This is a genomic window from Corynebacterium sp. MSK074, assembly GCF_030229735.1.
Taxonomy (GTDB): Bacteria; Actinomycetota; Actinomycetes; order Mycobacteriales; family Mycobacteriaceae; genus Corynebacterium.
In genome coordinates, this window is record NZ_JASPIX010000003.1 from 39,869 (window position 1) to 59,293 (window position 19,425).

At 61.9% G+C, this 19,425-nt stretch carries 17 protein-coding genes; 7 read left to right on the forward strand and 10 right to left on the reverse strand.

Translation table 11 applies throughout. The features are described from left to right. Positions 1–12: 12 nt before the first annotated feature. From QP965_RS04050 to hemW, 5 genes are all read right to left on the reverse strand, one after another. Positions 13–771, reverse strand: coding sequence for a 16S rRNA (uracil(1498)-N(3))-methyltransferase (locus QP965_RS04050; RefSeq protein ID WP_284844256.1), 759 nt, complete (start codon positions 769–771; stop codon positions 13–15). Next, positions 771–1,922, reverse strand: coding sequence for a molecular chaperone DnaJ (dnaJ, locus tag QP965_RS04055; RefSeq protein WP_284844255.1), 1,152 nt, complete (start codon positions 1,920–1,922; stop codon positions 771–773). Before dnaJ ends, QP965_RS04050 begins: the two co-directional genes overlap by 1 nt. Positions 1,923–1,991: 69 nt before the next feature. Continuing rightward, positions 1,992–3,041, reverse strand: coding sequence for a heat-inducible transcriptional repressor HrcA (gene hrcA / locus QP965_RS04060; RefSeq protein WP_005324198.1), 1,050 nt, complete (start codon positions 3,039–3,041; stop codon positions 1,992–1,994). Positions 3,042–3,051: 10 nt separating this feature from the next. Next, positions 3,052–4,224, reverse strand: coding sequence for an ATP-binding protein (locus QP965_RS04065; protein WP_086589206.1), 1,173 nt, complete (start codon positions 4,222–4,224; stop codon positions 3,052–3,054). Positions 4,225–4,333: 109 nt separating this feature from the next. Further along, complete coding sequence (hemW, locus tag QP965_RS04070; protein WP_284844254.1) at positions 4,334–5,473, reverse strand: radical SAM family heme chaperone HemW; 1,140 nt, start codon at positions 5,471–5,473, stop codon at positions 4,334–4,336. Positions 5,474–5,620: 147 nt separating this feature from the next. On the opposite strand from hemW, the gene QP965_RS04075 reads away from it, so the two are divergent. From QP965_RS04075 to QP965_RS04085, 3 genes are all read left to right on the forward strand, one after another. Beyond that, positions 5,621–7,018, forward strand: a complete 1,398-nt coding sequence (locus QP965_RS04075) for a hemolysin family protein (protein ID WP_284844253.1) — start codon at positions 5,621–5,623, stop codon at positions 7,016–7,018. After that, on the forward strand, positions 7,018–8,076 hold the full coding sequence (locus QP965_RS04080; protein ID WP_284844252.1) for a CNNM domain-containing protein: 1,059 nt from the start codon (positions 7,018–7,020) through the stop codon (positions 8,074–8,076). The genes QP965_RS04075 and QP965_RS04080 overlap by 1 nt, the downstream gene beginning before the upstream one ends. A gap of 227 nt (positions 8,077–8,303) precedes the next feature. Beyond that, on the forward strand, positions 8,304–9,176 hold the full coding sequence (locus tag QP965_RS04085) for a hypothetical protein (RefSeq protein WP_284844251.1): 873 nt from the start codon (positions 8,304–8,306) through the stop codon (positions 9,174–9,176). A 225-nt stretch (positions 9,177–9,401) separates the two neighbouring features. On the opposite strand, the gene QP965_RS04090 is transcribed toward QP965_RS04085, so the two are convergent. Beyond that, on the reverse strand, positions 9,402–11,156 hold the full coding sequence (locus QP965_RS04090; RefSeq protein WP_284844250.1) for an ICP22 family protein: 1,755 nt from the start codon (positions 11,154–11,156) through the stop codon (positions 9,402–9,404). A gap of 469 nt (positions 11,157–11,625) precedes the next feature. Here QP965_RS04090 and QP965_RS11525 point away from each other — a divergent pair, with 469 nt between their 5' ends. From QP965_RS11525 to QP965_RS04100, 3 genes are read left to right on the forward strand one after another with little or no spacing between them, the layout of a single operon-like run. After that, on the forward strand, positions 11,626–11,679 hold the full coding sequence (locus QP965_RS11525) for a chloramphenicol resistance leader peptide (protein WP_011113070.1): 54 nt from the start codon (positions 11,626–11,628) through the stop codon (positions 11,677–11,679). A gap of 21 nt (positions 11,680–11,700) precedes the next feature. Beyond that, positions 11,701–12,876 (forward strand): chloramphenicol efflux MFS transporter Cmx, encoded by a 1,176-nt coding sequence (gene cmx, locus QP965_RS04095; protein ID WP_284844249.1) that lies wholly within the window; start codon positions 11,701–11,703, stop codon positions 12,874–12,876. After that, the gene (locus QP965_RS04100; RefSeq protein ID WP_011113072.1) at positions 12,876–13,865 is read left to right on the forward strand and encodes an IS481-like element IS5564 family transposase; all 990 of its coding nucleotides are present in this window, start codon (positions 12,876–12,878) and stop codon (positions 13,863–13,865) included. Before cmx ends, QP965_RS04100 begins: the two co-directional genes overlap by 1 nt. An 85-nt stretch (positions 13,866–13,950) precedes the next feature. On the opposite strand, the gene QP965_RS04105 is transcribed toward QP965_RS04100, so the two are convergent. After that, entirely contained in the window at positions 13,951–14,631 is a 681-nt protein-coding gene (locus tag QP965_RS04105) for a hypothetical protein (protein ID WP_005324183.1), read from the reverse strand. 252 nt (positions 14,632–14,883) lie between these two features. After that, complete coding sequence (locus QP965_RS04110) at positions 14,884–16,716, reverse strand: AMP-dependent synthetase/ligase (protein ID WP_284844248.1); 1,833 nt, start codon at positions 16,714–16,716, stop codon at positions 14,884–14,886. Positions 16,717–16,810: 94 nt separating this feature from the next. Here QP965_RS04110 and malQ point away from each other — a divergent pair, with 94 nt between their 5' ends. After that, positions 16,811–18,934 (forward strand): 4-alpha-glucanotransferase, encoded by a 2,124-nt coding sequence (malQ, locus tag QP965_RS04115; protein WP_284844247.1) that lies wholly within the window; start codon positions 16,811–16,813, stop codon positions 18,932–18,934. A 34-nt stretch (positions 18,935–18,968) separates the two neighbouring features. On the opposite strand, the gene QP965_RS04120 is transcribed toward malQ, so the two are convergent. Next, positions 18,969–19,208 carry a hypothetical protein gene (locus QP965_RS04120; RefSeq protein ID WP_284844246.1) on the reverse strand — a complete coding sequence of 80 codons (240 nt, stop codon included), beginning with the start codon at positions 19,206–19,208 and terminating at the stop codon, positions 18,969–18,971. Continuing rightward, positions 19,201–19,416, reverse strand: a complete 216-nt coding sequence (locus QP965_RS04125) for a hypothetical protein (RefSeq protein WP_284844245.1) — start codon at positions 19,414–19,416, stop codon at positions 19,201–19,203. The genes QP965_RS04120 and QP965_RS04125 overlap by 8 nt, the downstream gene beginning before the upstream one ends. Between the last annotated feature and the right edge of the window lie 9 nt (positions 19,417–19,425).

Sequence of the window (19,425 nt, forward strand, 5' to 3'; positions counted from 1 at the left end):
TACCAGCGCCGCCTACCAACGCTCGGTGCGCATGCCGATTGCCGCCAGCGCCACCATTGCCGCACTCGCCGTGCGCAGCACTTCCGGGCCGAGCTTGATGGGTGTGGCACCGGCTTCTTTGAGGCGATCGAGCTCGGCCTCGCCAATGCCGCCCTCGGGGCCGACGAGCAGGACGACGTCGTCCGCCAGCGGCACGTCCTTGATGGAGACGGTTGCTTCCTCGTGCAATACGAGCACGGTGGGTGCGTCGGAGGAAGCGCCGTCGCGGCCACCGGTGAGCTCTTGAACGAGCTGCGGGGTGGTCAGCGGGCCGCGCACCCGCGGGATGCGGGCGCGACGGGATTGCTTGGCCGCGGAATCGGCAGCCGCCTGCCACTTGGCCACCGCCTTCGGTGCCTTCTTACCGTCCCATTTAGCCACGCAGCGATCCGCCTGCCAAGCGATAATCTCATCCGCGCCGGCCTGGGTGGCAAGATCCACGGCGAGCTCGGCACGCTCGGACTTCGGGATGGCCTGTACCACGCTCACCCGCGGGGTGGGATCGGGCGCGGTGTCGATGGAGTCGACCGTGCCTTCCAAGGAGTCCTTGCCCGAGGTAGCGGTGATGGTGAGGGCAAGGCGGGTACCGGTGCCGTCGATAAGCTCGAGGCGCTCGCCCTCCCCCATGCGCTTGACCGTCACGGCGTGGCGGGCCTCCGGGCCGGAAAAGCTGAAGGCCTCGCCGGTGCGCGCGGCGGAGAGATCCGGGTGGATGAAGACGGGCAGCGACATTAGCGGCGGAACTTATCGCGGATGCGGCTGAAGAAGGATTCCTCTTGGCCGTCGCCGGTGGTGCGCACGCGCGCGCCCTCGTCGCGGGAGTTGCGGATCTTCTCTAGGGACTCGCGGGTCTTGCGGTCCAGGTCCTTCGGCACAACGACGTCCACGTGGGCAAAGAGGTTGCCATAGCCATCGGTGCGCAGGCGCGGCATGCCGGCACCATCGACCTTGATGGACTCGCCCGGCTGGGTGCCCGGCTCGATGTCGATGGTGAGCTCTTCGCCATTGAGCTGGTCGATGGTGAAGTTGGTGCCCAAGGCTGCGTCAATCATCGGCACGCGCACGGTGAGGTTCAGGTCATCGGCGTTGCGCTGGAAGACGGGGTGCTCCTCCGTGTGGACCTCGACGTAGAGGTCGCCGGCCGGACCACCACCGTGGCCGACCTCGCCCTGGGAGGCCATACGAATGCGCATGCCATCATTGATGCCGGCCGGGATATTCACGGTGAGATCGCGGCGCTTCTTCACGCGGCCATCGCCGGCGCAGTGGTTGCACGGATCAGTAATGACCTCGCCGAAGCCCTGGCACTTCGGGCACGGGCGGGTGGTCATGACGTTGCCCAAGAAGCTGCGCTGCATCTCCTGGATTTCACCCATGCCATTGCAGTTATCACAGGTAACCGGCTTGGCCTTGGACTCGGAACCGGTACCGCCACAGCTATCGCACAGCACCGCGGTATCCACGGTGGCCTTCTTCTTCAGGCCGGTGTAGGCCTCCTCCAAAGTGATGCGGGTGCGCAGCAGGGCATCGTTGCCCGGCTGGACGCGGGACTTCGGGCCGCGGGAACCGCCGGCACCGCCGCCAAAGAATTCGGCGAAGATATCGCCCAGGCCGCCGCCACCGAAGCCGCCAAAGCCACCGGCGCCGGCACCGCCGCCACCCTGCTCCATGGGGTCGCCGCCCATGTCCACGATCTGGCGCTTTTGCGGATCCAGCAGGACCTCCTGGGCCAGCGCGGCATCGCGGAACTTTTCCGCGGCAGCGTCATCATCCGGGTTCAGATCCGGGTGATACTTGCGGGCCATTTTGCGGTAGGCCTTCTTAATCTCCTGGTCAGTTGCGTTTTTATCAACACCGAGGATGCCGTAATAGTCACGAGCCACTGTAAGAGATATTCCTTCTAATTCGTCTTGTTGGGGTTAACTTGAAAAAATAATGCGCGGCCAGCCAGTTTACTCGCACTGCTCGCCGGCCAAAATTTCGCTCACATACCGTGCAACGGCAGAGACCTTAGAAATTGTTCCCGAGTAATCCATAAAGGTAGGCCCCACCACGCCAAGGCCGCCCAGTGTAGCCACCTCATCGCCCGTGCCCAGGCCGTAGCCCGTGGCCACTACAGAGGCTTGGCGCAGCTGGTCTTCCTCGTTTTCCTCACCGATAACCACGGAGACGTTGCCCAGATCGGGCACGCGGGCGAGTAGCTTGAGGACGACGACCTGCTCCTCTAGCGCCTCAATAATCTTGGGCAAACCTTCCGGAAACTCGCGCGCCACGCGCGTGAGGTTGGAGGCGCCGGCCATAATCAGCCGGTCGGAGGGCTGTTCCACTAGGGTCTCGATGAGCGTGGTGGCCACCTTGAGCACGTGGTGGCGGATGTCCAAGGGGGCGTCGTCGACAAGGTGGGCGAGCTCCACGGAGGCGTCGGTAAGCGTCTTGCCCACCAGCGCGCTATTAACGATGTCGCGCAGGCGGAAGGTCTGGTCCTGGTCGATGATTTCATCGAGCTCCACATTGCGCTGGTCCACGCGGCCGTTATCGGTGATGAGCACCAGCAGCAGGCGCACCGGGGACAGCGCTACGACCTCGCAGTGCTTTACGCGCGAGACCTTGAGATTGGGCAGCTGGACGACGGCCGCCTGCTTCGTCACCTGCGCCAATAACTGCACCGAGCGACGCAGCACATCCTCCAAGTCGACGCCGCCTTCCAAGAAGTTGAGCATCGCGCGGCGCTCCGGGGCCGAAAGCGGCTTAACCTCGTGGAGGGAGTCCACAAAGTGGCGGTAGCCCTGTTGGGTGGGCACGCGGCCGGAGCTGGCGTGCTGCTGGGAGATAAGGCCCTGGGATTCGAGCACGGCCATGTCATTGCGGATGGTGGCCGAGGAAACTCCCAACTGGTAGCGCTCTAGCAGCGACTTAGAGCCGACCGGCTCCTGGGAGGCAATATAGTCCGCCACGATGGCGCGCAGGACTTCCTTGCGGCGGGCATCGGTTGAGGTAGACACTATGGCGCTCCTATTCGCTTCGGCGAATGATAAATTCTTTAAAGTTCGGGACGGTGTACCTGACTTTACCGTGCTCAGGGGAATAAATGAGACCTTTGTTTATGAGCTTAGCCCGCACCGGACCAAGAGCTTTATTATCCTTCCCCAGACGTTCACCGATTTCTTTCGTTTCCGCTGAACCATCGCCTAAGGCTGCCATGGCACTGAGATAGTCTCTTTCAGCTGGCGTAGCTCGATCCCAGCGAGCTTGGAAGAAGCCTGCGTCTAGTTGCTTTGTTCCCAAGCGAGCGGCCTGCCTTGCATCCGCAATGGTAAACGGTGAGATTTCGCCTACCTTCCAAATTTGGGATCCAAACTCCTGTAAAAAGTACGGATACTGTCCACTTGCCTCCGCAAGAAAATCCAGAGCGTCATCTTCGAATTCCACGTCTTGGCGCTCAGCGGGTGCAGATAGAGCTTTGCGCGCCGAATGCAAGCCAAGGCGGTCAATGGTGTGTACCTCGAACATTCGCTCCGCATAGGAGCGGGACCGTGCAACTTTGCCAGGCAGACTCGGAAGACCAGCGCCGATTATATAAAAGGGTAGACGGTTTTGGCCTGCTTCATGCTGGGCTGAAATTAACGCCTCCATCATTTCCTCATCTAGGTCTTGCATTTCATCGATAAAGAAAGCAAGGGCCTTTCGATCCCTTTTTAGGGTTTCCGCTACAGCAGAGGTGACATCCTGCAGGTCGAGCTCTAGGTTTCCGGTAACAGGAGCTAAATCCTTAGTCTCCACTCCTAGGTTCATTGCTCCGTCCCCCAAGGAAAGGTGAAATGATGCAACCGCCCGCGACAGTGCCAAAGCACTCTCTTTCACCAACGCCTTCGCACGGTAGCGCAGCGAAGCTTTTCCTAGCCCGTTGGCAATTGCCCGCCGTACGCTCTCTGCCCCGCGCACTCCTTGCGAAGCTTCAACTTTTACCGTGAGCCAGTCACACTTATCGGCCCGTGATTTCAATTGGTTCAAAAGGACCGTCTTGCCGACTCCACGAAGGCCAATGAGCAGCATCGGGCGGCCAAGCAAATTGTTTTCTGCACGCTTAATCAAGTTGTCAAAAGCTTGTAGATCCCTGTCGCGCCCAGTGAGGACTGTAGGGGCAAGTCCCGAACCGGGCGTATACGGATTTAGTGCATCGTCCATATCAAAAGACTAACAAGAAAATAGCGGAATAACAGGTTTCTCATCGACTGAGTCAAAACTAACTGGTTTGGTTTCTACTGGACTAAGTCTAAAGATCTGGGAACGAGGATTAGGTTTCTTCGGCGACGAGGAGAGCGGTGATGATGCCATCGGCCAGCAGGCGGCCGGGCTTGGTGATGCGTACGCGATTGCCGGCGCGCTCGAGCAGACCGCGGCCGATGAAGCGCTCGAGGGTGGGGGCAGCGTGGGCATCGAGCCAGGCCTCCGGGATGCCCTCGCGCAGGCGCAGGCCGAGCATGATTTTCTCCATGTGGCGGTCGGCGTCGGTAAGCGTCTCGGTTTCTTTGATGGGCAGCTCGTCGCGGCCGAGGGCATCGATATAACGCGAGGGGTGCTTGACGTTAAAGAAGCGCTCGTTGCCCAAATGCGAGTGGGCGCCTGGGCCTGCACCCCACCAATTGCCGTCTACCCAGTAGATGCGGTTGTGCTCGCACTCGCCGCCGGGCTTGGACCAGTTGGAGACCTCGTACCACTCGAAGCCTTCTGCCTCGAGGGTGGAGGAAATCATCTCATAGCGTCGTGCCAGCACGTCCTCATCGGGGGCGGGCAGGATACCTTTATTGACCTTGCGCGCCATGCGGGTGCCGTCTTCTACGATGAGCGAATAAGCACTGACGTGGTCTACGCCGGTTTCCAGCACTCGGTCGAGCGTCTCGCGCACGTTGTCATCGGTTTCGGTGGGCGTGCCATAGATCATGTCGAGGTTGACGTGCTCGAAGCCAGCGGCTCGGGCCTCGCGGGCGGCGGCAAAGGCGCGGCCGGGGGTATGGGCGCGCTCGAGGACTTGGAGGACGCCCGGGGATGCGGACTGCATGCCGAGGCTGATGCGGGTATAGCCGGCGTCGGCAAGCTGGGCAAAATACTCCGGTGAGGTGGACTCCGGATTGGATTCGGTGGTGACCTCCGCCCCAGGTTTCAGGCCAAAGGTGGAACGGACGGTGTTCAGGATGCGGCTCAGGCCCTGCCCTCCCAGCAGCGAGGGCGTGCCGCCGCCAATGAAGACGGTCTCGGCCGGGCGGCCCACGCGCGCGGCCGCCAACTCCAGCTCGCGGTCCAAGGCATCCAGGTAGGGCCCAGTGAGATCGCGCGGGCTGCCAAGCTCGCCCGGGGTATAGGTATTGAAATCGCAGTACCCGCAACGAGTGGCACAGAAAGGAACGTGGATATACAGCCCGAAGGGTTCAGTCATGGATAAAACCCTAATAGGCCGGGAACAAAATGGCCGAAAGCGGGGTTAAGCATGTAGTATGTTTCCATCTTCCCAAGTAGAAAGGCACCCTCAGTGGAACCTCCGAGTCGATGTCCCTACCTCCTTTTAGGCGGTGGGGAGTAAATCATGTTATCGGCTATTTTGATGATTCTGGCCGGCTTCGTAGTCATCGGCCTCATCATCGTCGCGAACGCATACTTCGTGGCTCAAGAATTTTCCTATATGTCCGTGGACCGCACGCAGCTGCGGACCCAGGCTGCTGAGGGGGATAAGACAGCACAACGCGCGCTGGCTATTACTCAGCAGACCTCCTTTATGCTCTCCGGCGCGCAGCTCGGAATTACGATTACCGGCCTGCTCATCGGCTATGTGGCCGAGCCGCTCGTGGGCCAAGGACTGGGTACGTTGCTGGGCGGCGTCGGCGTTCCCTCCGCGGTGTCAGTCACCGTTGGTACCATCGCGGCACTTTTCATCTCCACGATTGCGACGATGCTGTTTGCGGAGCTCTTCCCCAAGAACTACACCATCGCCGCACCGATGAAGACGGCGCGCTGGCTGGCCGCCTCCACACAGCTTTACCTGCGACTTTTTGGCTGGCTCATCCACTTCTTTGAGTACTCTTCCAATGCCATCCTCAAGCTCTTTGGCATCGAACCGGTAGAAGACGTCGATTCCTCTGCCACCGCCGATGACCTGGAATCCATCGTGGATTCCTCCCACGAGGCCGGCGATCTGGATGAGAATACCTACATGGTGCTAGACCGCCTGCTGGACTTCCCAGAGCACGACGTTGAACACGCCATGATTCCACGCTCCCGTGTGGACGTCATTGATCCGGACACCACCCTTGGTGAGGTCCGCGAGATGATGTCTACCGACCACACGCGCTACCCCGTCATCGACGATGAACACAATCCAATCGGCGTGGTGCATCTTATCGACGTCCTGGGAAGCGACCTGCCCGCCGCCACCAAGGCCACCAGCATCATGCAGGAGGCCGTCGTGGTCCCTGAGCTGATGCCGCTGCCGGATGTGGTGGAAGAGCTGCGCGATAGCGACCAGAAGATGGCGTGCGTTATCGATGAATACGGCGGCTTTGTGGGCATCGTGACCATGGAGGACTTGGCCGAGGAGATCTTGGGCGATGTCACCGATGAGCACGATATCGAAGAAACCGAGGAAATCACCGAGCAGGACGATTCCCACTGGTTGGTCGACGGCGATACGCCGATTGATGAGATCGAGCGCGCCATCGGCCACGACCTGCCCGAGGGCGACTTTGAGACCGTCGCCGGCCTCGTCATTGCCCACTCCGGTGCGCTGCCTGAGGTAGGCGAGGAACACACCATCCAGCTCGAGGCCGAGCCCGAAGACTGGGTGGACCACGATGAGGCCCCCGTTCGCTCCATCCGCCTGCGCGTGCAAGAGGTGGACCGCCACGTGCCGTCCGTGCTTGCCATCGAGCTGGTGGAGGATTACTCCGACCACTCCGATGATGATGCCGCTAAGAAGGAGGACGCATAATGACCGAATCTTGGTGGTTTAACCTCCTCGTGACCCTGCTTATCATCGCCGCTTCCGGCTTCTTTGTGATTATCGAGTTCTCCTTGATGGGCGCTCGCCGCAACCGCTTGGAAGAGGATGCAGAAAATTCCCGCACCGCTCGCGCCAGCCTGCGCTCGCTCAATGAGCTGACCATCATGCTCGCCGGCGCGCAGCTGGGCATTACCGCCGCCACCTTCGTGCTCGGTGCTGTAACCAAGCCCTGGGTGCACCACCTGCTCATGGCACCGCTGGAGGCCGCGGGCCTGCCGCTAGGCATTGCCGACGTCGTCAGCTTCCTCCTCGCCCTCTTCATCGTCACCTTCCTCCACCTCGTGCTGGGTGAGATGGCACCGAAGTCTTGGGCTATTACTCACCCGGAGACCGCCCTGCAGTTCATCGCGGTCCCCGCACGTGGCTTCGTGTGGATCTTCCGCCCGCTGCTGAAGTGGATCAACGTCATGGCCAACAAAATGGTCTCCATGGCCGGCGAAGAGCCCGTCGACCGCGCCGGCGCAGCCGGCTACGACGCCGAAACCCTGCGCACCTTGGTCGAGCACTCCCGCGAGACCGGCGCTTTGGATGATGAGTCTGCCAACCAGATTTCTGATGTCATCGAGTTGGAAAACTCCACCGTTGGCGCCATGGCTCGCGAGCACGGCTCTGAGGTAGTGCCCCTGCCTTCCGACGCCACCGTGGACGACCTCCAAGACCTCGTTGTGCGCAAGAACATCATGCGCGTGCTGGTCTTCCCTAAGGACTCCCGCGTCCCCCGCGTGGTCCACGTGCGCGATACCTTGCTGGCAGAACCAGAGACCCCGGTTCTCGAGTTCTCCCGCCCTGCCCTGTCCGTGTCTTCTTCCACTACCGTGCAAAAGACTCTGGACCACATGCGCGCTCGCAACGAGCAGCTTGTCATGGTGGGCAAGGCCGATAAGGACAACGCCGTGTGGATCCTCACCTGGGACGACATCATGGGCCAGCTATGGCCGCAGATTACCGAGCAGCTAGATAAGGTCACCCCTCCCCCGGCCGTCTAGTTCCCGCCGCGTCCTCGCCCGCGCCTGTGCCCGCTTCATTGTGGCCGGCGCGGGCTTTGCCGTTTTCGCGCCCGCGCGCAAGGGCTATTTCCCGGCCTGTGGATAACTGTGGCCGTAACTTTCCCAGCCGCCACTTCGCTCACTCTCCTTTCCCTGCGGCCTTGTTATCCACAGGCCCGGCCGCCACCTCCTCGCACCAGCCGACAGCGTGCCCTTTCCTAGGAGTCATGACACCACCACTGACCAATATCGACTCCATCCGCACCAACCACCCCACCTTTTGGACCGACCTGAAAAACGGCACGTACCTCAAACTCGCACCACGCATCGCAGTCCAGCGCGATCACTACCATTGCCTCGACTTCCCCTCCCAGCTGCGCCTGCGCGCCATCGCCGCCGCCCGCAGCGCCTATACCGCGGTGCTCATCTCCAAGTCCGCCGCCCGCGTGCACGGACTGTGGGTCATCGCCACGGCCGAGGAAAAGATTGAAATGTCCCTTCCCACCAATACGCTTCCCCACAAGGACCGCCGCCATCCCGAGCGCATCTACCGCAAGGCTTCCCTTCCCGAGCCCGTCCTCGTGGACGGCACCCGATGCGTTTCCAAGGCCCGCGCGGTTATCGACGTCGCCCGCTACCACGGCTTCACCGACGGCCTCATCGCCGCCGATTCCGCTTTGCGCTCCGGCCTCAGCCGAGAAGACCTCAAGGAAGAGTTCGCCCGCATGGGCCGGGTGCGCAATAGCCGCATCGTCCGCGCCGTGATCCACCACGCCTCTGCTCTTTCCCGCTCTCCCTACGAGTCTTTCGCCCGCGCCCTTATCATTGAGGCCGATTTCCCCTGGCCCATGTTCTTCGAGGCGCCGTTCACCGCGCTGCCTGGCATCACGACCGCTCTATGCATCAACAGCGCCTACCTCATCGACATCATCCCCGCGAAGGCGCTTGCCCATCAGCGTGAGCGCCACCGACGTCTGCGCGAGGCCGGCTTCACCGTCCTCTGCTATACCCCGCGACAGCTCATCGACCACCCCACTCGCTTCCTGACCGACCTCATTTCCACCATCTCCGCCAGACAAGAGGCCGCCCGTTCTGCCTAAGTCCACGCTTCCTGCCTCCCGCCATCCTCTACCCCGCCGCCCTTCGCGCTCACCAGCGGTGCTTTCGCCGCGGAGTCGGCTGCGCCGGTGAGCGCGAAGGGCGGGTAATGGCGAATGCCTTGCAAGAGAACCCACCGAGACTTCGCCCGCAATAAGAAAAAGCCTCCGCGAGCGCATGCTCGCGGAGGCTCTACTACTTCCAGCTAATGCCTCAACAGGAAGGTCTTACTGGTTGATGCGCCAGGGGACGCTGTTCTTCGGCAGCATGCCGTGGGTGTAGAGGTAGTCAATGGTGGACAGGATGCCCAGCACCGTGCCGCCGCCTACGAGCGCAGCCAGGAAGGAGAACCCTGCGACGGAAGACATGTCTGCGTCCTTGCCGTTGATGCCATCGCGGCCGTCACGTCCGTCGCGACCGTCTCGGCCATCACGTCCGTCTCGGCCATCGCGGCCATCGCGACCATCCTGGCCATCTTCGCCGTCGCGGCCGTCCTTACCGTCTTGGCCATCTTCGCCGTCGCGGCCGTCGCGACCATCGCGTCCATCGCGGCCGTTCTCGCCATCCTTACCGTCACGACCGTCACGGCCATCGCGACCGTCGCGGCCATCCTGGCCATCCTTACCGTCTACGCCATCCTGGCCGTCCTTACCGTCCTGGCCGTCTTTGCCCGGAACAACCGCAGCTTCGGTAGTGGAAGGTTCGGTGGATTCCTCAGAGGTCGGCTCTTCAGCGGAAGTTTCTTCTGCGGAGGTCGGCTCTTCGGTGGCCGTTTCTTCAGCGGAGGTCGGCTCTTCGGTGGCCGTTTCTTCAGCGGAGGTCGGCTCTTCGGTGGCCGTTTCTCCAGCGGAGGTCTCCTCGGTGGAGGTCTCTTCTGCGGACTCAGACGGGGTGGTCTCCTCAGAGGTAGCATCCTCAGAAGCCGGAGCCTCGGAAGTGGTTTCCTCGGAGGAAGGCTCCTCGGAAGGGTTCTCCTCGGCAGGCTGGTCCTTGGTCTTCTTGCCGTTGAGCATATCGGAGCACAGCTGGCCGGCTGGGGCGTTCACAGCCGCGAGATCGGAAGCTGCGGTGGAGATGTTGTTCAGGGAGTCTTCGATGCTCTTCTGCTGGTCCTTGCTCAGCTTCAGGTCGCCGGCGACGCTCGCACCTGGAACCAGGCCGGCGATGGTAACGGCTGCATTAAAGAGCTTCAAGATAACCTTGGTGCCCTTGCCAAAGGCGCCGTCGGCGAACTTAAGCAGGCCGGAGACGGTCTTCTTAGCACCATCCGGGTTGTTCATATCAACGTCGGCATCGGCGTTATCGATACGGCCGATGGCCATGCCCTGGGCGCGGGAGAGATCCCAGGTAACGGTCTTGTCCTTCTCGCCTTCCTTGACCAGCTTGGCAATGCCGTCCCAGGTCTTACCGGAAATCTTATCGATGAAATCAGCCGGAACGAGGTCGCCGACAACCGGGATGATCTCCCAGACGGTCTTGAGGATCTTTTCGCCGCCATCGTAGAAGGCCTTAGCCAGCGCAAGCTTGAGGTCGAGCATGTTGCCTTCCTTGTCAGGGGCATCAGTGACCTCACAAACAAGCTTGTCCTTCTGCTCATCCTTGACCACCTTGACGTTGACGTCGCCGTTGGAGGCCTCAGTCTGTGCGAGTTCCTCGAGGGTGGTTGGCTTTGCAGACTCCTCGGAAGCCGGAGCCTCGGCGGTCTCCTCCGCGCCGTCTACTGCGTACGGGGTGATGGACTCGGCGGCGTCTTCTTCTGCGTCGAGTTCTTCCATCGCCTTATCGCCGGCGTTGTTTTCCTCGAGCAGCTTGCCGTTCTCATCGAATTCGATCCCGTTGAGGCTAACGGTATCGTCGGTGGTCTTTTCCTCGACAAAGGTGGTGTCGTCGGCGGCGACGGCGTTAGGCACAACAGTGATGGAAGAGAAGGTGGCTACGGCCACTGCGCTGGCAATGAGGCGAGAAGTTCGGCGTGCGCCCATGGTTTAACTCCCTGTAGATGTGGTTAAAGAATGTGATTGCGCGCGCCGCGTGTGGATGCTGCTAGGTCACGGCGTTCGCTTGGACGGGAATTACCCTACAGCGCGTTGAGAGTATTTTCTACTTAGATTTTAAGGTTGATCCAGCAACAATACCGCTGGATACACAACCCAACCCACTGAACAGGCATAACAGAAATTATATGGAACGGCTGTTAACCTAAAATTTCCCTAACTGCTTCCCCGAATCGGGGCGCCCTAGCTGTGATGTCCAGGGACGTTGTTCTGGCCCCCGCCCGTAATGACACCGTGCCGATTCAAGAAGTATCTGTCCAGACCGCTTGCCCTTGCCATTGAAGGCATGTTAGAGTTTGGGGCATGTCGAGTCCCGAATCAGACAGGTCAGGGGTTGTCGGTCACACCGCCAGCCCCTTGAACCACTAGTTACGACGCCCACGATCTGTGTGGGCGTATGTCTGGCGTACCCGGGGCGCTGGCCGTGGTGACAAGAAGAACCATTTCTTGATCTCACACCTCGGAGTACTCGATGCCTTTTGCCCTTTACATGCTTGCCCTGGCGGTCTTCGTCATGGGCACTTCAGAATTCATGCTCGCGGGATTGCTCCCCGCGATCGCGACCGAACTTGACGTCTCGGTCGGCACTGCGGGCCTGCTGACCTCCGCATTCGCAGTCGGTACGGTCGTCGGCGCGCCAGTGAGGGCGGCATTCGCTCGCCGTTGGCCACCGCGGCTCACATTGATCGTTTGCCTTCTCGTGTTCGCGGGAAGCCACGTCATCGGAGCGATGACACCAGTGTTCTCTCTCCTGCTCATCACCCGGGTGCTCAGCGCTCTCGCAAACGCAGGATTCCTCGCCGTAGCACTGAGCACGGCCACTACCCTCGTGCCAGCGAACCAGAAGGGGCGTGCACTGTCGATCCTGCTCTCCGGCACGACGATCGCAACCGTCGTGGGCGTCCCCGCCGGGGCACTGCTCGGCACAGCGCTGGGCTGGCGAACGACGTTCTGGGCGATCGCCATCCTCTGTATTCCCGCGGCCGTTGGAGTCATTCGTGGCGTCACGAACAATGTTGGTCGGAGCGAGACTAGCGCGACCTCACCAAGGCTCCGTGTCGAGCTCAGCCAGTTGGCGACGCCGCGGCTCATCCTGGCCATGGCACTCGGAGCGCTGATCAACGGAGGGACCTTTGCGGCATTCACCTTCCTGGCACCCATCGTGACCGAGACCGCGGGCTTGGCCGAAGCGTGGGTGTCCGTCGCGCTGGTGATGTTCGGCATCGGATCGTTCCTTGGCGTCACGATCGCAGGACGACTATCAGATCAACGACCTGGCCTCGTGCTCGCAGTCGGCGGACCGCTATTGCTGACAGGCTGGATCGTGTTGGCAGTGGTCGCATCTCATCCCGTTGCGCTTATCGTCCTCGTCCTCGTTCAGGGATTCCTGTCGTTCGGCGTCGGCAGTACTCTGATCACGCGTGTGCTGTATGCAGCATCGGGTGCGCCAACGATGGGCGGTTCGTACGCAACCGCAGCATTGAATATCGGAGCTGCAGCGGGGCCCGTGCTTGGTGCGCTCGGGCTCGCGACCGGGCTGGGGCTGCTCGCGCCGGTTTGGGTCGCTTCGGTGCTGACAGCGATCGCTCTCGTCATCATGCTTCTCACCAGACGCGCGCTTACGAAGACCGCGGCGGAGGCCAATTGATGACCCATCCGAACGCTCTTCTCACTCCTCGTGCCCGTCTCCGGTTAGCTCGGCTGATTGTCGAAGACGGCTATCCGGCCACGATCGCCGCAAAGATGTTCATGGTCTCCCCGATCACTGCCCGGAAATGGGCAGGCCGCTACCGGGAAGAGGGTGAGTTTGGGATGCAGGATCGCTCCAGCAAGCCGCACCGGATCCCAGGCAGGACGCCCGAGCATGTCAAGAAGAAGATCATCAACCTGCGCTGGCGGCTTCGACTGGGGCCAGCCCAGATCGCTGCGCGACTTGGTCTCTCGACGTCGACTGTTCACGCGGTCCTCGTCCGTTGCCGCGTGAACCGCCTCTCGCATATCGATCGTGTCACTGGCGAGCCATTGCGGCGATATGAGCATCCTCATCCGGGATCGTTGATTCATGTCGATGTCACGAAGTTCGGCAACATCCCCGACGGCGGTGGACATCGTTACGTAGGTCGGCAGCAAGGCGCACGGAACAAGCTCGCGACTCCGGGATTACCACGAGGAAAAGATCACAAGCCGCGCACCGGGACGGCGTTCGTTCACACAGTCATCGATGACCACTCCCGCGTCGCATACGCAGAAATCTGGTCGGATGAGCAGGCGAGCACAGCGGTGGGAGTTCTCGAACGCGCCGTGGCCTGGTTCGCCGAACGAGGCGTGACCGTCGAGCGAGTCCTATCCGACAACGGGTCGGCATACAGATCCCACGCATGGAGGGACTTCTGCGCTCGGCTCGGCATCCGACACAAGCGGACACGCCCCTACCGGCCGCAGACGAACGGGAAGATCGAGCGATTCCACCGCACGCTCGGGGACGGCTGGGCCTATGCCAGGTTTTACGGTTCAGAGGCCGAACGACGCCTGGCGCTGCCCGGCTGGCTCCACTTCTACAACCACCACCGACACCACTCTGCGATTGGCGGCGTACCCTTCGACCGACTCAACAACGTCCCTGGACATCACACCTAGCGCAGAAAACTTCAACGGCCACCGAGAGAGGGAATCTCGGTGGCCGTGAACATCCCCTTGCGTGAAACAAGGAAGTCTATGGGGTTTATGCAGTTGTAGCCCGGCGGGCCGCCTCGCGCTTAGCGCGGACCTTTTCCACCACTGCGGCAACGCGGGCGCGCTCTTCTAAGAACTGCGGTGGGTTATGCCCGCGCATCGTGCGGACATAGGCCGGGTGGGTATCAAGCACCGTGTGCTTCCACGCTTGGACCGCAATGAGGGCGGACTCGCCGGTGCGCTTGTACAGGTGTGGCAGCGAGACCATGTCGAGGTTGCGGGCTACGGCGTCGGTTTGCGCGAGCACGTACTCGACTACCTCGCGGAGGTAATCCGCCACAGCCTGGGTGCGAGAGCGCAGGGACTCGGCCAGCTCGTGCACCACGATGGGCTTGGAGATGGGGAATCGCTCATCCAATAGGCGCGGGGTAAGTTGTTCCGGCTCTTCCACGTCATTCACGCCGGAAGAAGCGGCGGAAATGGTGCCGGAGCGCACGCCGGAGACCAAAGCCTGACGCAGGCCCATCAGCTCGCCTACACAACGGCCGGAGTCAACGCGGGCGTCTTCGACGATATCGCCAAGCTCAGCTAGGCAATCCATGCACAGCTCTTCGTCCCAATCCTCGATGGCTTCAATGAGGTGCTCGAGATATTCTGCGACTTCGTCGCCGATATTGTAAATCTCTTGCGTAAGCTCGCGGTGGCGCAGCTCGGCGGCGATTTTGTGCATTGGCTTCGAGCCACTCCTTCCACGGTCCCATTTCTAACCTCTAGTAGAGGTTGAGGTTTGCTGTAACGCCTCACGACTTTATGCGAGATCCGCCGCCGCGAGCGCGCGACACTCCGAAGCCATTCACAGGTTTATGGCAGGTTCGCCCGCGCTGGGGTGAGGATGGTGGGGTGAGCTGCAGAAGGGGGCGTCGGCAAGCAGGGCAAAAAGAAACACCCGAGGGAATTCCCCCGGGTGTACCCGTCGCGCAGCCTAGCGCTTGTACAGGTGCTCGATGGCCGCGGCATAGCGCTGCGAAACCACGTTGCGCTTGACCTTCATGGTGGGGGTCAGCTCGTTTTCTTCCTCGGTAAGGTCAGATTCGAGGATGTAGAACTTCTTGATTCCCTCCGCATGGGAGACGGTGGCATTGACCTGGTTGATGGCATCCTGCAGCTCCGCGCGCAGGGTCGGGTCGGTGGCCAGCTCGCGCATGGAGCGATTCTCCGGAATGTTGTGGTCCAGCTTCCAGCGCTTCAAAATATCCGGATCCAAGGTCAGCAGCACGCCGACGAAGGGCTTGCCATCGCCTACCACCATGGCCTGAGAGATAAGCGGGTGCCCGCGCAAGATATCCTCCATCGGGCCGGGCGAGACATTCTTGCCGCCGGCCGTGACAATGAGGTCCTTCTTGCGGCCGGTGATAACGAGCTTGCCGTCCTCATCAATCTCGCCCAGGTCGCCGGTGTTGTACCAGCCATCCTCGAGGGCCTCGGCCGTGGCTTCCGGATTATTCCAGTAACCGTGGAAGACGATATCGCCCTTGATGCAGATTTCGCCTTCCTCGTTGATGCGGAAGGTCACGCCACCCATCGGCGGTCCAACGGTGCCGATGGACTGATCCACAAAGTCCACTGCGGCCGCGGCGGCGACCTCGGTCAGGCCATAGCCCTCATAGACCGGGATGCCGATGCCGCGGTACCAGTGCAGCAGGTCATGGCCCATGGCCGAGCCACCGGTAATGCAGTAGTTCACGTTGCCGCCCACGCCATTGCGGATGGTGGAGTACACCAGCTTGTCAAAGACCTTGTGCTTGGCCTTCAGCAGGCGGTCCGGGCCCTCCGGCTTATCCAGGGCCTTGGAGTACTCGATGGCTACCTTCTCGGACTGCTCAAAAAGCAGGGACTTGATATCGGAATCGGCCGCCTTAGCGGCGGCAGAGTTGCGCACCTTTTCAAAGACGCGCGGCACGCCCAAGATGACGTTCGGGCGGGAGCGGGCGAACTCGATAGAGATGGTGGAAAAGTCCGACCAGTGATTCTGGGAGGCGCCGCGCATGGCCACCGCAATGGATACCGCGCGGGCAAAGACGTGGGCCAGCGGCAGGAAGGTCAGGGTGTGGCTGCCCGGCACAGCGAAGATGCCGATGGGGTTGGTGCACAGGCCACGGGTCTGGGCCAGCCAATTACGGTGGGTCAGGATGCAGCCCTTGGGGCGACCGGTGGTGCCCGAGGTATACACCAGGGAGGCCAGGTCATCGGTGGAGGTGGCCTTGATGCGGGCGTAGACCTCGTCGGCCGCCACGCCGCGGCCCTCGAACTTCAAGGTATCGATGGCAGAGGAGTTAATTTCCAGCACGCGACGCAGCTGCGATGGGGAGCCCTTGAGGTTGGGTTCGCCGTCTTCTTGCAGCACCAGGTTTTCTACCAGCTCGGAGTGCTCGCGGGTTTCCGTGATGGCGAGCACGGCGCCGGAGTCCTCAATGATCCAACGCACCTGGGAGGCGGACGAGGACGGGTAGACCGGTACGGAGGCGGCACCGGCGGCCCAAATGGCAAAGTCCAACAGGGACCACTCATAGCGGGTGGCAGAGATAAGGGCGACACGATCCCCCTGCTGCACGCCTAGGGCGATAAGTCCCTGGGCTACTTCAAAGACCTCATCGATGAATTCTTTACCCGTGACGTTGACCCACTCGTAGTTAGCCGGGCGGGTGAACATGACGCCGTGAGGGCGCTTCTTCGCGGTGTCCATGAGGGCGGTCAGGCAGGTTTCGCCCGGCTCGATAGTAAATTGCGCCGGGGTATGCACTTCTTGCAGGGTCACGCGGTGTCCTTTCGAACAGCTAATTATTAATCTTCGCCTACTGTACCAATCTGTTCCCCAGCAGGTGCGTTGTCCCCGTGGCACAATGTGGCCTGTGACTACCCGCGACTTGCTTGAAGAACTCGCTCAGCGCCACGGCGTGGCCACCAGCTATACCTCCCAGTCTGGTTTCCCCGTCCACGTCGCTGAAGACACTATTGCCTATACCCTGCGCGCCTTGGGCGTGGCCATCGATGACAATCCGGACGATGCGGCGCTCACGCAGCTGCTTTACGACGACTACCTGGACCGCTCCTCCCAGCCCCTACCCCACTGCGTTGTCGCACCCCAGGGCCAAGAGCGCGGGTTCGTGGTCCACGTGCACGCGGGCGATGCCGCCAACGTACACATTGAGCTGGAGGAAGGAGGCACCCGCGAGGTCTACCAAGACCCCAATGACGCCCCGGATGCTGACGTTGATGGCACCCTGTGGGGCGAGGCGAGCTTCCACATCCCCGGCGATCTGCCCATGGGGTACCACGAGCTGGTGTTGGAGTCCGGGGGCATCGGCAAGCATGCCTGCCCGCTGATTATCACCCCGGCGCGGCTTTCCACGGCCGATGAGTTTGTGGAGCGCCCAATCAGTGGCGTGATGGCGCAGCTGTATTCGGTGCGCTCGGAATCCTCCTGGGGCATCGGCGATTTCCAGGTTTTGGGGCAGTTGGCAGAAACGTTGGCCCCGCACGCGGATTTCTTGCTGGTCAACCCGCTGCATGCGGCCGAGCCGCTTCCGCCGGTGGAGGACTCGCCGTACCTGCCCACCACGCGGCGCTTTATCAACCCGCTCTACCTGCACATCGAATCCATCCCGGAGCTCAAGCTCCTGCCGGAGGACCTGCAGGATGACGTGCGCGAGCTGGCCGAGGAGTTTCGCCAGCGCAATCGCAGCGCCGAGGAGATTGACCGCGACACCATTTTTGAGGCCAAGCTGCAGGTGCTGCGCGAGCTCTTTAACTACCAGCCCTCCCCGGAGCGCGAAGAGGCCTTCGTGCGCTACGCCCGCGAGGAGGGCCGTGGCCTGCGCGATTTTGCGTATTGGTGCGCGCAGCAAGACGCCGCGGCACAGTCGGGCCAGCGCCATGCCGAAGGCCTGGACATGGACACGCTCACGCGCTTTTATTCCTGGCTGCAGTTCCTGTGCGATGAGCAGCTGGCCGCCGCGCAGCAGCGCGCACTCGATGCCGGCATGCGCCTCGGATTAGTCACCGACCTGGCAGTGGGCGTGCACCCAGGCGGCGCCGATGCTGTAAACCTCACCGAATACTTGGCGCCGCAATGTTCGGTAGGTGCCCCGCCGGATGACTATAACCAGCAGGGCCAGGATTGGTCGCAGCCGCCATGGCACCCGCAGCGCTTGGCCGCCGCGGGCTATGCCCCGTGGCGCGAGATGCTCTCCACCGTGCTGCGCCATGCCGGCGGCGTGCGCGTGGACCACATCTTGGGTCTTTTCCGCCTGTATTGGATCCCGCGCATGGCCAGCCCGCTGACGGGCACCTATGTCTCCTATGACTTTGAGGCCATGGTGGGCATCTTGGCCTTGGAGGCGCAGCGCGCCGGTGCGGTGGTCATCGGTGAGGACCTGGGCACCGTCGAGCCGTGGGTACAAGACGTGCTCGCGCAGAAGGCGGTGCTGGGTACCTCCATCGTGTGGTTTGAACGCGACGATGATGACTACTCCCCGCTGCCGCAAGAGAAGTACCGCCAGCTGGCGCTGTCCTCGGTCAATACGCACGATCTGCCGCCAACCTTGGCGTACCTGCGCGGCGATCATATTTCGCTCCGCGCGCGCTTAGGCGTGCTGACCCGCTCGGTGGATGATGAGCAGCGCGATGACATCGAATGGCAGGCCCGCGTATTGGGCGCGGTGGCGGACCGAGGCCTCTTGCCGCAGCGCGATTACCTGGTGGATCCGGCCGAGCGCGCCTCCCGCGGCGAGGAGGAAGACATCTCTGTGGCGCTGCACCGCTATATTGCGGGCACGCCTTCGGCGCTTGCCTGCACCAGCTTGGTGGACATGGTGGGCGATGTGCGTGCGCAAAATCAGCCGGGCACCACGCACGAGCTTTATCCCAATTGGTGCGTGCCGCTGTGCGATACCAACGGCACTGCCCTGCTTATCGAGGATCTTGCTGAGGTGGAATTCTTCCAGCGCTTAGCAGCCACCAGCCGGAAGGACTAGCGCTGGCCCCGGCCTCGGCAGGCGGTGGGCGCGCCTAGGTCCACAGGCCGATGAGGGCAACGACGATGACCAGCGCGATCATCGTCCACAGTGTGAGAGAGACGCGGGATTTGGGCAGGGCGCGCTTGCGCTTTGCCGGCTGGGCGCCAGGTGTGGCTGCCAGGGCGGAAGGCTGGCCGGCGCGCTTGGCTTCGGGGTCCCAAAGGCCCTCGCGGGGGTTGGCGCGCAGCTCGGCGCGCTCCTGCCGCGCGCGCTCGTTATTTTCCTCAGCCATGGTGGTCTATCTTAGTGCTGCGGCTGCGCTGCTGGGAAATCACTCCGGCGGCTCGATTGGCCACGCGGTCAACTGCCCACATCAGGCACCACGCTATGACCACCATGAGTGGTACGGCGATGGCCACCACGATGACCATTTGAATCCACACGGGCGCCTGCACCAACAATTGCGATAGTGTGCTGCCCAAGCTCGTCAACCACTCCATGGCCACTTA

Bases quoted from the DNA above. Each gene is read 5' to 3' on its own strand.
- QP965_RS04050 (WP_284844256.1), bottom strand. From the start codon at position 771: ATGTCGCTGCCCGTCTTCATCCACCCGGATCTCTCCGCCGCGCGCACC.
- QP965_RS04065 (WP_086589206.1), bottom strand. From the start codon at position 4,224: ATGGACGATGCACTAAATCCGTATACGCCCGGTTCGGGACTTGCCCCT.
- hemW (WP_284844254.1), bottom strand. From the start codon at position 5,473: ATGACTGAACCCTTCGGGCTGTATATCCACGTTCCTTTCTGTGCCACT.
- QP965_RS04075 (WP_284844253.1), top strand. From the start codon at position 5,621: ATGTTATCGGCTATTTTGATGATTCTGGCCGGCTTCGTAGTCATCGGC.
- QP965_RS04080 (WP_284844252.1), top strand. From the start codon at position 7,018: ATGACCGAATCTTGGTGGTTTAACCTCCTCGTGACCCTGCTTATCATC.
- QP965_RS04085 (WP_284844251.1), top strand. From the start codon at position 8,304: ATGACACCACCACTGACCAATATCGACTCCATCCGCACCAACCACCCC.
- QP965_RS04090 (WP_284844250.1), bottom strand. From the start codon at position 11,156: ATGGGCGCACGCCGAACTTCTCGCCTCATTGCCAGCGCAGTGGCCGTA.
- cmx (WP_284844249.1), top strand. From the start codon at position 11,701: ATGCCTTTTGCCCTTTACATGCTTGCCCTGGCGGTCTTCGTCATGGGC.
- QP965_RS04100 (WP_011113072.1), top strand. From the start codon at position 12,876: ATGACCCATCCGAACGCTCTTCTCACTCCTCGTGCCCGTCTCCGGTTA.
- QP965_RS04105 (WP_005324183.1), bottom strand. From the start codon at position 14,631: ATGCACAAAATCGCCGCCGAGCTGCGCCACCGCGAGCTTACGCAAGAG.
- QP965_RS04120 (WP_284844246.1), bottom strand. From the start codon at position 19,208: ATGGCTGAGGAAAATAACGAGCGCGCGCGGCAGGAGCGCGCCGAGCTG.
- QP965_RS04125 (WP_284844245.1), bottom strand. From the start codon at position 19,416: ATGGAGTGGTTGACGAGCTTGGGCAGCACACTATCGCAATTGTTGGTG.